This window comes from Pseudohalioglobus sediminis (genome assembly GCF_008370495.1).
Lineage (GTDB): Bacteria > Pseudomonadota > Gammaproteobacteria > Pseudomonadales > Halieaceae > Halioglobus.
In genome coordinates, this window is the sequence record NZ_VTUX01000010.1 from 73,866 (window position 1) to 87,418 (window position 13,553).

Here is a 13,553-nt window from a genome sequence, read left to right on the forward strand (position 1 = left end):
TGCGCCTGCTGAAGCTATTCCCGGAGTAAATCGATTGATGCACCAGTATTTCCAGGCTCGCACCGAAACCCGGCCCGGGCACCCGTTCCCATGCAGGCGAAATTTCCCACAGGCATCGCTCTTCGCAACAGTCGGGCTGTTATGTTTGCTACTCGCGCACAAGGTCAGCGCCCAGCAGTTCTCCGGGGACAACCAGTGGGTGGCTCCACATGGTGTGGCAACCATTGTCGGCACAGTGGGTGAAGAGTACTCGCAGTTTTATGCCATCGCCGCACTGGTACCCGAGTGGGAATTCAACCTGCAGTTGACGCACTACTACGACGACCCCCGTGATAATACCGGCGAATATACCGCGACCAGCCTGTTTGCCAAGCACCGGATCAGCCAGAGCGAGGATGAGGCCACGGGTTACAGCGTGTTGTTCGGCACCGGCCTGACCCCAGAGCACAAGGAGCAGGGCGAGGTTAACGATGCGCTTGAGTCCTGGTGGATCATGGGCACGGGAACCTATGCTTTTGCAGACAATTCCGTGTTGCTGGACGTGCTCCCCGGTGTGACCCTGAACACGAACCGGGAGCAGGAAAGCGATGCAGCCTGGGGCTTCACCTACATGTCGCGGCTGGCCATCTACGACATCATTCCCCAGTCAGCCATCGTCGCCGAAGTGTTCGGCACAGCCGGAGAGGCCTATGCGGAGCCCGCTTACCGCCTGGGTGTGCGCTGGGAAAGCCCCAAGTGGGTTGTCGCCGTGACCTTCTCGGAGGCCTTTGATGGTTCCGCCGGCGCGGGCGCGGAACTCGGTGTCATCTATTTTACCGAACCGCGCTTCTGCTTTGGCGGCTGCCGCTGATACGACCCGCTACCAGGGTATTGCCTGCCCCTGGTCGTCGTAGAACTTGCCATTGTCCTCCGGGCCCTGCCCTGCGAACACATTCAGCAGCCCTTTCACGCTGACATCAACCGGCATATGCGCCCTCACCGCCCATGTCGGTCGGCACCCAGCCCGGATGCATGACCACGCAGGTAAACCCCTGTTCGCCCAACTCCAGCGCCAGGGAACTGTTCATCATATTGAGGGCTGCCTTGCTGGCGCGATAGCTACAGTAGCCACCGCGATTGCGTTCGATGCTGCTTGCCCCTGCCCTGCATGCCTGCGTCTGTTTACGGCAGCGGTGACACCCCTTTGCGTTATTCCATTCCATTGCTACCGGGCGACCGCTCAGCTCCATTGAGTCTAACCGTCGTGTTTCATAGCGACTACTCTTCTTCCTGCGGGAAGTAAAACCGTCTTTCGCTGTTCCCACCTGCGCATGCGCGCGGCGTGGGTATAGATGCTTTCGCCACTCGCACACACTGCTCAGGAATCACTCAATCAGGAAGATATAAAAATGAAAAGACTTGTGACAGCGGTAACGACGTTTTTGGTGGCGGTAACAATGTTAATGCAACAAGCCCTTGCGCAGGCCCCGGCCGGGCCCTCCCCCGTGGAAGCCTTCTTCTGCAACATGGCTGATGGCAAGGACATGAAGGACTTGATGGCGGTCACGGATCGCTTCAAGAAGTGGGCGGATAAAAACGACCCCGACTATTCTGCATGGATCCTCACCCCGCGTTTCGGCCAGTTCGCGGAAATGCCCGGCGTGGTCTGGTTGGGCTCGAACAGAGATGGCAACGCCATGGGCAAGGGCCTGGAAAAGTGGATCGCGTCCGGAGGCGATATACAGGACGGCTTCAACGACGTGCTGCGCTGCGGTGCACACACGGTAGCGTCTTCAGTTGAAATCAACGCACCCGACGGCCCGCCGAAGGACGGGGTGGTCATGTTCACGCAGTGCAAAATCGCTGAGGGTAGCGACTGGCGCAAGGCAATTGACGCACACAAGAAATACGCATCCAGCATGAGAGCACTCGGGGCCAAAAACTCCAACTGGTTGTTCTTCCCCATGATCGGCGGCATGCAGGACCGCGGCTTCGACTACTGGGGGGTCTCCACTTTCAATGGCTGGTCGGACTACTTTGCCGCCTATGAACTGTATGTCACCGGTGGTGGATGGCAGAAGGGCATGGAGGCCATGAAAGATACAGCCGCCTGTGGCGTTGGCTCTGCTTCCGTATGGGATGTCAAACTGGTGCGCCTGGGCGCGCAATAAGCTGGCCGGTGGCCATCCCTGTCATAACAGGGGTGGCCACGTCCCACCCCTGCAACTGCATGATGCGATCGACGTCACGCGCTGACGTCCGGAGACGCTTATGAGCACCACGGAGTATTACACCATTCCCCCCTCCGACCTGGAGTGGAACCTGAAGCAGGACTACACCACCAACTTCCAGTGGGAGTACCAGGACGGCCGCGAGTCACTGCTCAACCTGTATGAGAAGGGCAAGATCAAGCAATGGAACGCCTCAGAACGCATTGACTGGTCGCAGGAACTGGACCCGGAAAACCCGGAACAGATGCCGGACGAGTCCATGCCGATTTTCGGCTCAGCGCCCTACGAGCGCATGACCAAGAAGGAGAAGATCGAGGCGCGCACGCACTTCCAGGCCTGGCAATTGTCACAGTTCCTGCACGGCGAGCAGGGCGCGCTCATCTGCACGGCCAAGATCGTGCAACAGGTGCCCAGCATCGATGCCAAGTTCTACGGCGCCACCCAGGTGATCGACGAGGCCCGGCACGTGGAGGCCTACTCCCGGCTGTTGCATGAAAAATTTGAACTCGCCTACCCGATCACCCCTACCCTGAAGTCACTGCTGGAAGATGTGCTCAATGACTCCCGCTGGGACATGACCTACCTCGGCATGCAGGTATTGATCGAAGGGTTGGCCCTGGCCGCCTTCTCTTCCATCAGGGACAACGCCCAGAACCCCCTGGCGGCATCGGTCAACGCCTACGTGATGCAGGACGAGGCCCGGCACGTGGCTTTCGGCCGCCTGTCACTGCGCGACTACTACCCGCAACTGACCCAGGCCGAGCGCGACGAGCGCGAAGAGTTCGCGGTGGAGGCCTGCTACGCCATGCGCGACCGCTTCCAGGCCGAGGAAGTGTGGGAACGACTGGGCCTGCCGGTAGACGAATGTGCCAGGCATATGAGCGAATCCGGCTTTATGCAGAACTACCGCAGTGACCTGTTCACGCGCATTGTGCCGATGATGAAGGACATTGGCTTGTGGGGCCCCAAAATACGCAAGGGCTACGAGCAGATGGGCATACTTGGTTACTGTGATGCCAACGTCGAAGAACTCTCCGCCAACGACCAGAGGGTCGCGGAACAGTTTGACCGGGACATCAGGGAGCGGATGCAGGATATTGAATCGGTCGCCGCAGACGCGGTATAGCGCACACGTGCCTGCGGCTGGAGACCGGGTCTTGGTTTGACCGCCGCCTGGTGCCGGACGCCCGGCGGTCGTGTTCAGGTGACGGGTTCCGCCGGCAAGATTTGGTGGCGGGCCCTGCAGCCCCGGCAATGGCCGTCGCAACACTCGCCATGACGGTCCTCAGAGCGCAGTCAGTGCTTCCGTGGTCTGCTCAGACGCCCGCTTTGCCAGGCCGGTCTGGCCGAGAAGGCGCACCTCGCCTTCCGCGCTTTGCACGCACTCCACACGCTGCAAGCGTTCACCCTTTGGGTAAACACGCAAGGTCAGTGTGTCGCTGCCGGGCACCACACCGTTGATGCGCACACGGGCATCTTTACCGTAGATCGCCGCCAACTCCTGTTTGCACTCAGCCAACTGCTCACCGTGTGCACTCTCCGCCTGGGCCCCCATGGCGCCGGTAAGAGCCACTCCCATCACAACGCCTGCCAATACCTTTTTCATCGCTCGAACCTCTCGTTCGTTGTCGAGCCTTAATACTAGACGTGCCCGATTTTGATTAAAATGCCCGAAATTAATCTCTCCCGTTGCATATTTGGACACCCTATGTCGCCCGACTGTCCAACTGTGGCCGCAATCGGTCAAACTCCTCGGCAATCACCTCACGCAATACCCGCAAGCGGGCGCTGAGGCGCAGGTCCTTGTGGGTCAGCACCCACAGATCGGAGTGATGCACCACGGAGGCACCGGGAACACGGACCAGTTCCTCATGCTCGTTGGCGAACAGGCAGGGCATGAAGGCCATACCCATTTTCGCCCGCACTGCGGCCACCACTAAAGATAGATCGGCAATGGCATGACGTCGAGGATGATCGGGAAAGTCGGTCATGTCCAGCCAATCCGCTTTCTGGCCTGCGGGCTCCTTACCGATCCAGACCAGGTGGGAGACATCTTCCGGCGCTTCGGGTTTAAGCAGATCGCGATGCACATAGGCGCTGGCCGACAGCGCCGACATGCGGCGACCAATCAGGTAGTCCGGCGGCTTGCCCCCGGCGGGCATGACGCGCACCGCGATATCCGCCTCGCGACGACTGAGGTCCAGGGCCTCCGGGCTGGCGGATATCTCGAGGTCGATGCCCGGATACTGCCCGGCAAAGCGCCCCAGCCGCGCGATCAGGCTGCCCATGCCGTCACTGCTCGGCAGCGTCAGGCGTATGGGGCCCTGCAAATGCTGGTCATCCCCGTGAATGCGTCGCTCCGCGGCCAGTATCAACTCCTCTACGTGCTCGGCAGTGGGCAGCAGTTGCTCGGCAGCTGCCGTCATACGATAGCCGTCCGGCGTGCGGTCAAACAGGTGGGCCTGCAGGGAGTGCTCGAGCTCATCCAGGCGCCGGGTCACGGTGGAATTGCTGACCCCCAGAACCTGCGCCGCGCCGCGGGCAGACCCCTTGCGCGCCAGCGCCAGCAGCACCTTGATGTCGTCCCAATCCATCTCGCTCTCCCCGTGGCAACCCGGGTCATCTTGAGCGAGGCCCGGTGGCCATGCAAGTGGCTGGCGAGAACAGCATATTTCGCGGCGGGGTGGCTTGACTAGCAGCCGGGAAATCAGGAAAATGCGCGCCTCTTCGGGACATGTGTGCCCGCTGCTGAATGTGGCTACGTAGCTCAGCTGGTTAGAGCACAGCATTCATAATGCTGGGGTCGGTGGTTCAAGTCCACCCGTAGCTACCACTTATTCCAAGCAGTTTTTCTTTATTATTCATAAGCTTAGCGCGTTTGGCTCTACCCAATTAACGGGGGATGGGCATTCATCCGTACCCGATTGATAATACCGTCCCACCCGCAGTGGGTCAGCACTCTCAACCGATAGTTCTCAAAGTTCCTGAAACCATAGGCTCTCCTGGAGATCATTTCCATCTTGTTGTGGAAGCCCTCCGTGATACCGTTACTTTTACTGAATCGCCACATCGCAACGATGGGTTCCAGCCATCTTGTCAGCGTCTTTGCCAAGGCCCGCAAAGGGCTGTCTCGCAGGTGATCAAGCAATTCGAACAACTGGGGTAGTTTGGCCCTCGCTCTTTTGGCTGTGAGCGTCTTTAGCAGCATCAGGCGCACCAGCCTCTGCTTGGCCACATAGAGCTGCTGTAACACCGGGTAGTCGGCCAGGTAGTGCATCAGATTGGCATGCTGCTCATCTTTGAGATTCCATTGATGACGGCGCATCAGGCTGATCAATCCCCTGTTCTTGCGCCCCTCGGGATCGTGCTGCTGCCACACCTTCAAGAAGTGTTGGTTGATCAGCCGGACGACGTGGAACCGGTCAGCCACAATCGTGGCGTTGGGGAAGTATTGCCGGGCGATACTGCGGTAAGTTTCCGACAGATCCATCACCACCACCTGGACATTGTCTCGGCCCCGTAAACCTTTTAAATACGGGCGTAAACTCGATTCTGAGCGCCCCAGCTTCACGTCGAACACCGTGTGGTTCTTCAAATCCACAAAGGTGGTCGCATAGCCCTTGCGGCGGGTGAAGAAGTGCTCATCGATGCCCAGTACCCGCGGACATCGTCGCCGGTCCATCTCGGACCGTTTGATGCTCAGGTGAGACCGATACCAACGCTCCACTGTGGCGCCGCTGATCTGGTGGGTGCGTGAGAGCTTGCGCTGGGTCACGCCGCCATCGTGAGCCTCGTACACCTCCATCTGGTAGGTATCCGAGGATCGGTAACGCGGCCTGAGACCGGCGAAGGCGTGACGAAAATAGCGCCCACAACTCTGGCAATGATACTTGGGCACCTTCAGATGCAGGATCATCACCTGATTACCCCGCCGAGTATGCTTCACGGTGCGCTTGTGGGTGGCCTTGATCCGCAACTTTGCGCCACCACAATGCTGGCAGCTGGCCTGTCGCCGGAACGGCCTGGCCCAGACATCAATACGCCGTTTGCTCTTGACCCGCATTACTTCCAGGCCAGGTATGCCTATAATCATTCCTGCGTGGGACATCGGTGTTCTCTCCATTAAACGATCTTCGCAAAATCAGTTTAATGAATGCCGGTGTCCCCCGTTAATGATGAAGAGCCGCGCGTTTTTTCGATTGCGCAAGATTGGTCGTTTTTTGCTCAAATTCCGCTGGGGCCCAAATGGGGCCCATATTGGGCCCACTCTGAGCCCACCCACTCCGCTGTACAATTCTTGACCCCTTCAGTCCACAACCCTCTTTCTCCTCCCGAAGCACAGCTCCGCCTTTTCTGATAAGCAAAAGTCCCCAACTCGCGCGCGAAAAATCCAGGCCTATGGCCTGAATTTTTCGGGTATTGGGTGGGATGGGAATAGGCGCTAGCTGGTCAACCCTCCCCGCCCCCAATTCCTAAAATTCCTCGTTTCCCTCCGGCAAAACGGTTTTCAAAATCCATGACATGTTAGGTCCATAAGGTGATCAACAGGGCATGGGGCTCTACCGATCACCCGATCGCTAGGAGCGAATTATGGACACTTTTACCTATCTCACCACTGATGAGCTTTCCGACCGTATCAAGTATGACGCCAGGACCATCCGTAATCGCCTGAAGGACTCTGTACTCCTCGAAGGCATCCACTACATCCGCCCATTCGGTGGTCGCAAGATTCTCTATGTATGGGAGCGCATAGAGAAGGATATGGCGCGCCCCACTACCACGACCGCCTTGATGGCTGGCATTCAGTAAGGGGGCGGTCATGGGATCAATACGTGAACGCCGAGGCCTCCTCTTCATGGATTTCCGCTATAGAGGGGTGCGCTGTCGCGAGTACACCAAACTCAGCGACAAGCCTGCGAACCGGAAGCGACTGCAAGCAATTTTGGAACGGGTGGAGGCCGAGATTCTACTCGGAACATTTGACTATGCCGCCTACTTTGCCAATTCAGACCGTGTCGCACAGTTTAGAGACCACGATGAACGGCGGGTACAGTTCCAGTCAGACACCCCCACCTTCTCCGACTTCTCCGAGCTCTGGTTCTCCGAGAACGAGATCGGCTGGAAGCACTCCTACCGGATAACTTTGCGCAGCTCGCTGGACAAGCACGTCCTGCCGGCCTTCGGGGCACAGCCAGTCAGCCACATCACCCGTGCTGACATCCTGGCATTCAGAGCCAACTTGGCCAAGATACCGCGCAACGACGGCAGTACAGGCCTCTCTCCTGCACGAATCAATACGATTCTCGTACCGCTGCGCCTTGCGCTCAGCGAGGCTGCGGATCGCTTCGAGTTCGAGTCTCCCTACAAGAACATCAAGTCGCTTAAGGTGCCGAAGACCAAAGTCGACCCGTTCACCTTGGATGAAGTCCTGAGAATTCTCACTCATGTTCGCGACGATTTCAGGCCCTACCTGACCACCCGTTTCTACACGGCAATGCGTACTGGAGAGTGCCACGGATTGAAGTGGAAGTACGTGGATTTCGATCGTCGGGAGATCATGGTTCGTGAAAGTCTAGTAGCCGGTGAGATGACCGACACCAAGACCGACAGCTCCACCAGGGATATCCCCATGTCCCAACCGGTATTCGATGCCCTGAAAGAGCAACACAAGCGCACCGGAGACAGGGAGTGGGTGTTCTGCAATGGCGAGGGCAAGCAACTCCAGATCAACAACGTATCGAATCGAGTCTGGAAGCCTTTATTACGGCTGCTAGACCTCCCCTACCGCAGGCTCTACCAGACACGCCATACCGCCGCGACCTTGTGGCTGGCGGCCGGTGAGAATGTGCTCTGGGTGTCCGAAATGATGGGACACGCAGACCCGCACGTGACCCTCCAGAAATATGCAAAGTACGCCCCAGATCTGACCCGACGGGATGGGTCGGCATTCGAGGCTCTACTCGCCCAGAAAACGGGCAACCAACGTCAAGATGACCAACAAGGAGAAGACTCATGAAGACGATCTATGACCGCCCCCTCACCCTCGACGAATTGGTCGAGGAAGCCAGGAAACGGCACGAAAGACTGTGTCGCCACAATGCCCGGCACCTCTGCTCGGCGGGGCGTGTAGCCCCCGATCAGCATCAGATCGGCCCCTATCTACACGGAGAATGCTGTGGGGACAATCTCAAGGCAACAATGCGCTGGCTCAAGGCGTACCTGCAGGAGAATGAGCTCTGTCTCGAAAGCCTGGACCTGGCTGCTTGTACCGATGCGTTCCGAACTGAATTGCACACCAAAATCCCACCTCACTTCTGGGGAGACGAATAATGGAAGAACTGGAACTCATTCCCGCAGGCTTCGGCTTGTGCTGGCTAGCCTACTACGTGCGCGGCATCCTGCGGATCCACCGGTCACTCACCCCCAGGGCGAGGGGCACCACGCTCACTGAGACCTGGCTGCGCTTCTGGCTCAGCCCGGCCATCCTCAAAGACTCGTTCCGGTGTGCCTTGATTTCATTGGGCGCATTTCTGGGCATTGAAATTGCCCGGGGCGAAAACGTGGAGGGCGGGATCGATGAAGACTCAGAAATTGATCACTTTTAGCGGTGCTTGCACCGCTTTTCCCGTACCTGCCGGAAGCGGGAACAACAAATGATAATGAAGCCCCTTGATCAAGAAAGCGCCCTTGAAGTGCGCTATCAGAAATCTATAAAGGCCCTTCTCGACCTCGCTCTAGACAACTGCGACCATGAAGCTCGGATCGCCGCCAGTGTACTACTGAGTGCAAATAGTTCCTGTATACGCCCAGGACAGGAATGGTTGGTCGCTATTCCGGAACTACGCTATCTAACAGTAGGTAAACGAAATGCCGCACTGGGCGTGATTCATGGCAGGATTACCCTTGGCCGTCCTCCGGAGACCGTAATCCAGGGAGGGGCTGCGCTCTTTCATCGCCTTTGGCACAGGTGGCGAAATATTGAGCAATGGTAGCTCTTGCTTTCCCGACCTGACTACCGGGCAGAACGATGGATGTCCCCCAATACAGAAGAGGAAGTAAGATGAGAAGTAGCGAAGATTATCTTAAAGAAGTGGAAACTCGCCTCGCAAGGATGTTCCGTGCTTCTAGGGACGGCCACAAGGCTTCTCCGGCAGAACGTCATCGTCTTGAAGGATTCATCCAGGCTGGTTCGTTTCTCGGTCTTGCCTCAAAGGATCAGCTTCAATCTCTAATGGAAAAGGTGCACTACGATATCTTTGGAAAGACCATCAAGGAACGACAATCGGAGCAAGCAACTTCCTGGGTACCCGAGAACATAGATTACAGTCACTACGAACAACCAGCGTTCGAGCGAAGTCGGACTCCTTAGAAAATCAAAAATCTAATCGAATCGTACAAATAGGCTTGCGATGGGTATCACCTTTTGTGGTATGTTGAATATAACATACCGTCAACACCAATCAGAATGTTGCCAGAAACCCAATACCGCCACCCACTACAGGACTGGACGAACAAGCTAGCGTCACTTATCTGGCAATCTGCGCTAAGCAGCAACCTGGATCTTATAAACGGCACACCCGAGATTCCCCAGGTTGTCTTCCTTGGATCTTTAATTACAGGCTATGCCAGGTATCCCGGACATTATGACCCGGTGGGCAACCTGATTATTCTCAATCAGCGCCATAAAACCCTGGAAATGGATGAGAAAGCAACAATCACCCACGAGTTATGCCACTGGCTTCAGCACCGGCTAGTCTCTTATCGTCCAACGCGCGATACCCACACGCATTCAAGTTGGTCTACAGCCTGCCACCACGTCACTGAGGCACTTACTCGTAGAAATTGGGATCCTCTCTACCGACAAGATTGTCGGAAATCTTTCGCCATGCCGACGAAGCGGATGTCCGGGCGGACACCTAACCCGGAGCGCTCACAATGGAGGCCATGTAGTTAGCCGCAGTCTTCGATGAACGGGACCTCCCGGATAAGCTCCTGAAGCAGACGCAGGCACTCACGCTGATACAGATGACAAAGACTGAAGTGTAGCTGAATAAAGATCAGCCAACATCTGGAGTGGCCATGCTATGAGGACATAGCTGCGTTGCTACACTGGAGCGCATCAATGTTGTGAAAAACAATCCCATGCCTGCCGAGTACAACGCTGAACAACTTTCACTATCCGCATTCGATCGCGCCTGTCTCAATGGCGCAGAGGGTTCCGCCATCGCAAAGGCCATGCGTTTTCTGGTTGGCATCGGCCAGGCCCTCGGGGCACACAGATTGATCGACGTCGAGCACTGCCACTTAGTCGGTTCGTACTACAGTGGCGTAGCAGATGTGAAGTTCCTGCAACAGCTGGTGAAAGCCAATGCCAGAGTCAGGGTTCCCACGACTCTGAATGCCAGTTCCGCCTGCCTGGAAAGGAAATCCCCGAGCCCGGAAGCTGACCGCGCAGCTGCGAGGGGCGTGGTCGAGTTATACACGGCAATGGGCTGCGAACCGCAGCTGACATGCGCTCCCTATCACCTGCCCCACCGGCCCAGCCTGGGAAGTGTTGTAGCCTGGGCTGAATCCAATGCCGTCGTGTTTGCAAATTCTGTGCTCGGGGCGCGCAGCAACAAAACCGTGCAGTATCTTGATCTCTGTGCAGCTTTGACGGGGCGCATTCCCGAGAGCGGGTTGTACCTGGACAGTCAGCGCGAACCTACCTGCCACGTGGACTGTAGCTTGCTCCCCAGTGGCAGCTGGGACTTCCCCCTCACAGGAGAACTGATCGGACTTTGGCTGGGCTATCACTGCGGCACCGAGGTCCCAATTCTTAGCGGCTGCGACCGAACACCCGGAGAAGACCTGCTTAGAGGGCTGGGAGCTGCAGCGGCGAGCTCCGGCGCAGTTTCACTCTTCCACTTCGAGGGCGTAACCCCCGAAGCACACCAGTACCGCATCCAAAACCTGCCTGGAACTCAGCTGACTATTGGCGCCTTAACGGAGACAGCCGCTCCCTACCGTGGCATTCCCGGGCAGGCGGTATCCGCCATCTGCCTGGGCACACCTCACTATTCGCTTACCCAACTGCGAAACCTGGCAGAGCACATGATCGGCACAAATATTCGGCCCCGCATTCCCATCTATGTCACGACTTCTCGCTACAACCGGGACGCACTGCGCAACGAACTGCTTGATGGAGAACTGGCGGCGCGCGGTGTGCAGCTGTTGGTGGACACTTGCAGCTACTACGGCCGCGCCGTACCACTCCCGGACGGTCCAGTCCTCACCGACTCCGCCAAATGGGCATACTACGGCGCCGGCAATTTGGGTGTTACCACGCTGCTGGGTGAACTTGAGGACTGTCTCGCAACCGCTGCCAGCGGCAGGCTGACGCGAGCTGGATCATTCCCATGGCTGTAACCGTGCCAGTGCGCATGCTGGTCGACAGAGCAGCGAGCGGTGAATTGCTGTTGTTATCCGAGGGGCTGAGCTTCTGGGGTGGGCTGGACCCGGCAAGCGGTGAAATCATCGACCGGCAGCACCCGCAGCACGGCGCCAAAGTGACAGGTAAGGTATTGGTGTTGCCGAGCCCACGCGGCAGTACCGCAGCCCCGGGGGCACTGCTGGAATGTCTGTGTGAACACAGCGGCCCCGCGGCCATCGTGCTTGCCACCTGCGACCCGACAGCAATCGCCGCAGTCCTTGCAGCGCAAATGATTGAGCATCCCGCCATTCCGGTTGCTCAGCTACTGGACCCGGCCGACCTACAGGTGCTGACCGGTATAGCTTACGCAAACGTCGGCCAGGGTTTACTCACGGAAATTCAGCCTGGGTGGTCTTCCTTGAGCTGAACGATCAGCGACCTGGCCATCATGTAGCCCACGAACAACAGGGGCACCGACACCACAATCGTCGTGGATAGCACCACCTTGATGCCTCCGTCGACGAACATCAGGGTAATCGGCAGAATCCCCAGGCTGCAGGCCCAGAATACGCGCAACCAGCGCGCGGGGTTCTCGCCAGCGTGAAGCTCTTTGGTAGATACCGATGCCAGGGTAAAAGACGCCGAGTCATAGGTCGTCGCGAGGAACACCACCGCCACGACAAAAAATGCAGCCACCGCCAGTGTACCCAGGGGCAGGCTACTGAATACTGCCGTGATTGCAGTTGCGGCGCTCTGTTCACTGACGATAGTGGTTACGGGCAATAGTTCGCTCAGTTCCAGATGCATGGCGTAGTTCCCAAACACAATAAAGAACAGCCAGGCCCCAAGACTACCGAACAGCAACATACCACCGATCACTTCACGTATGGTGCGCCCATAGGATATGCGGGTCACGAAAATGCCGACAAACGGCCCATAGGCAACCCACCAGGCCCAGTAAAAAATCGTCCAGTCTTCCACAAAGCGGGTGTTACTGACTGGATCAGTCCAGGTGAGCAGGCGGAACAGATTATCAAACACCAGGCCCACGCCATTGGTGCCCATCTTGAGAATAAACAGGCTCGGGCCAACGGCGAGGACAAAGAACAAAAGGGTAAGGGCCAGCCAGAGATTCAGGTCCGCGAGCTTCTTGAATCCTTTTTCCAGACCGAGGTAGGCGCTGGTACCGAATATGCCAATGCAGAAGATTACAATCATGACCTCCAGTGCGAAATCGTGGGTTACGCCGGCAAGCTCTGCGAAACTTGCCGCAATCATCGGCGAAGACAAACCCAATGAGGTGCCGGTGCCTCCGATGAGGTTCACCATATAAAGAAAGTCGATTACCCGCCCACGCCTGCTGGTCACGCCACCGGGCAGGTAATGCATGCAGCCAGTGCTCAGGCGCAGGTAAGGCACCTTGCGCACATAGAAGGGGTAGGCAATGGCCAGAGCCGGTAGGCAGTAAAAAGCCCAGGCATTCACACCCCAGTGAAACAAGCCATAGCTGGCGGCCCACTCCACCGCTTCAGGGCTGCGTGGTTCCAGGCCAAAGGGCGGGGAGTCAATGTAGTAGCCCCACTCGATGACGGCCCAGTAGAGCAGCCCCGCCCCAATACCCGCCGAAAACAACATTGCCACCCAACTGAGCGTGCTGAATTCAGGGCGGCTTTCCTCGGGACCGAGACGCACATGGCCATAGCGGCTGAACGCGAGGTACAGGAGAAAACCCAGTACAGCGATGCCATACCACTGGTAGAGAAAGCCGAGGTTGGCGGTAATGGTGTCGTAGGCATGGCGCACCACTTGGCCCGCCTGCTCCGGCGCCAACCACATGGGCACCACCAGGACAGCGATAGTGAGAACCGTCGCGACAAACGCCGGGCGGTCGAGATTATTGTTTGCGGTGTTGTTCATGCGCCCCCCGGGCG

The 13,553-nt window shown here is 57.6% G+C and carries 15 protein-coding genes and 1 tRNA gene; 11 read left to right on the top strand and 5 right to left on the bottom strand.

Features of this window, described 5'->3' with window-relative positions:
• Nucleotides 1–145 precede the first annotated feature (145 nt).
• Nucleotides 146–850 (top strand): hypothetical protein, encoded by a 705-nt coding sequence (locus F0M18_RS17970; RefSeq protein WP_149612851.1) that lies wholly within the window; start codon nt 146–148, stop codon nt 848–850.
• Nucleotides 851–956: 106 nt separating this feature from the next.
• Here the strand turns inward: F0M18_RS17970 and F0M18_RS17975 are convergent, their stop codons facing one another.
• The gene (locus F0M18_RS17975) at nt 957–1,229 is read right to left on the bottom strand and encodes an SDR family NAD(P)-dependent oxidoreductase (RefSeq protein ID WP_149612852.1); all 273 of its coding nucleotides are present in this window, start codon (nt 1,227–1,229) and stop codon (nt 957–959) included.
• A 213-nt stretch (nt 1,230–1,442) separates the two neighbouring features.
• Here F0M18_RS17975 and F0M18_RS17980 point away from each other — a divergent pair, with 213 nt between their 5' ends.
• Nucleotides 1,443–2,150 (top strand): hypothetical protein, encoded by a 708-nt coding sequence (locus F0M18_RS17980; protein WP_149612853.1) that lies wholly within the window; start codon nt 1,443–1,445, stop codon nt 2,148–2,150.
• A 100-nt stretch (nt 2,151–2,250) separates the two neighbouring features.
• The gene (locus F0M18_RS17985) at nt 2,251–3,336 is read left to right on the top strand and encodes a ferritin-like domain-containing protein (RefSeq protein ID WP_149612854.1); all 1,086 of its coding nucleotides are present in this window, start codon (nt 2,251–2,253) and stop codon (nt 3,334–3,336) included.
• A gap of 159 nt (nt 3,337–3,495) precedes the next feature.
• Here the strand turns inward: F0M18_RS17985 and F0M18_RS17990 are convergent, their stop codons facing one another.
• Together F0M18_RS17990 and F0M18_RS17995 are read right to left on the bottom strand one after the other, a co-directional pair.
• Nucleotides 3,496–3,816: a hypothetical protein gene (locus tag F0M18_RS17990; RefSeq protein WP_149612855.1), complete on the bottom strand. Its 321-nt coding sequence runs from the start codon at nt 3,814–3,816 to the stop codon at nt 3,496–3,498.
• A gap of 100 nt (nt 3,817–3,916) precedes the next feature.
• Entirely contained in the window at nt 3,917–4,804 is an 888-nt protein-coding gene (locus F0M18_RS17995; protein WP_149612856.1) for a LysR family transcriptional regulator, read from the bottom strand.
• A 162-nt stretch (nt 4,805–4,966) separates the two neighbouring features.
• Between F0M18_RS17995 and F0M18_RS18000 the strand changes: the two genes are divergently transcribed.
• A tRNA-Met gene (locus tag F0M18_RS18000) sits at nt 4,967–5,043 on the top strand.
• 51 nt (nt 5,044–5,094) lie between these two features.
• On the opposite strand, the gene F0M18_RS18005 is transcribed toward F0M18_RS18000, so the two are convergent.
• Entirely contained in the window at nt 5,095–6,318 is a 1,224-nt protein-coding gene (locus F0M18_RS18005; protein ID WP_149612857.1) for an ISL3 family transposase, read from the bottom strand.
• 482 nt (nt 6,319–6,800) lie between these two features.
• Here F0M18_RS18005 and F0M18_RS18010 point away from each other — a divergent pair, with 482 nt between their 5' ends.
• From F0M18_RS18010 to F0M18_RS18040, 7 genes are all read left to right on the top strand, one after another.
• Entirely contained in the window at nt 6,801–7,019 is a 219-nt protein-coding gene (locus F0M18_RS18010; protein ID WP_149612858.1) for a hypothetical protein, read from the top strand.
• 10 nt (nt 7,020–7,029) lie between these two features.
• On the top strand, nt 7,030–8,226 hold the full coding sequence (locus F0M18_RS18015; protein WP_149612859.1) for a tyrosine-type recombinase/integrase: 1,197 nt from the start codon (nt 7,030–7,032) through the stop codon (nt 8,224–8,226).
• The gene (locus tag F0M18_RS18020; protein WP_149612860.1) at nt 8,223–8,540 is read left to right on the top strand and encodes a hypothetical protein; all 318 of its coding nucleotides are present in this window, start codon (nt 8,223–8,225) and stop codon (nt 8,538–8,540) included. Before F0M18_RS18015 ends, F0M18_RS18020 begins: the two co-directional genes overlap by 4 nt.
• The gene (locus tag F0M18_RS18025; protein WP_149612861.1) at nt 8,540–8,815 is read left to right on the top strand and encodes a hypothetical protein; all 276 of its coding nucleotides are present in this window, start codon (nt 8,540–8,542) and stop codon (nt 8,813–8,815) included. The genes F0M18_RS18020 and F0M18_RS18025 overlap by 1 nt, the downstream gene beginning before the upstream one ends.
• Nucleotides 8,816–9,270: 455 nt before the next feature.
• The gene (locus F0M18_RS18030) at nt 9,271–9,579 is read left to right on the top strand and encodes a hypothetical protein (RefSeq protein ID WP_149612862.1); all 309 of its coding nucleotides are present in this window, start codon (nt 9,271–9,273) and stop codon (nt 9,577–9,579) included.
• A gap of 758 nt (nt 9,580–10,337) precedes the next feature.
• Nucleotides 10,338–11,618, top strand: coding sequence for an aconitase X (locus tag F0M18_RS18035; RefSeq protein WP_149612863.1), 1,281 nt, complete (start codon nt 10,338–10,340; stop codon nt 11,616–11,618).
• On the top strand, nt 11,609–12,049 hold the full coding sequence (locus F0M18_RS18040; RefSeq protein WP_149612864.1) for an aconitase X swivel domain-containing protein: 441 nt from the start codon (nt 11,609–11,611) through the stop codon (nt 12,047–12,049). The genes F0M18_RS18035 and F0M18_RS18040 overlap by 10 nt, the downstream gene beginning before the upstream one ends.
• Here F0M18_RS18040 and F0M18_RS18045 read toward each other — a convergent pair.
• On the bottom strand, nt 12,022–13,539 hold the full coding sequence (locus tag F0M18_RS18045) for a BCCT family transporter (protein WP_149612865.1): 1,518 nt from the start codon (nt 13,537–13,539) through the stop codon (nt 12,022–12,024). The two genes, F0M18_RS18040 and F0M18_RS18045, sit on opposite strands and share 28 nt — an antisense overlap.
• Nucleotides 13,540–13,553 lie beyond the last annotated feature (14 nt).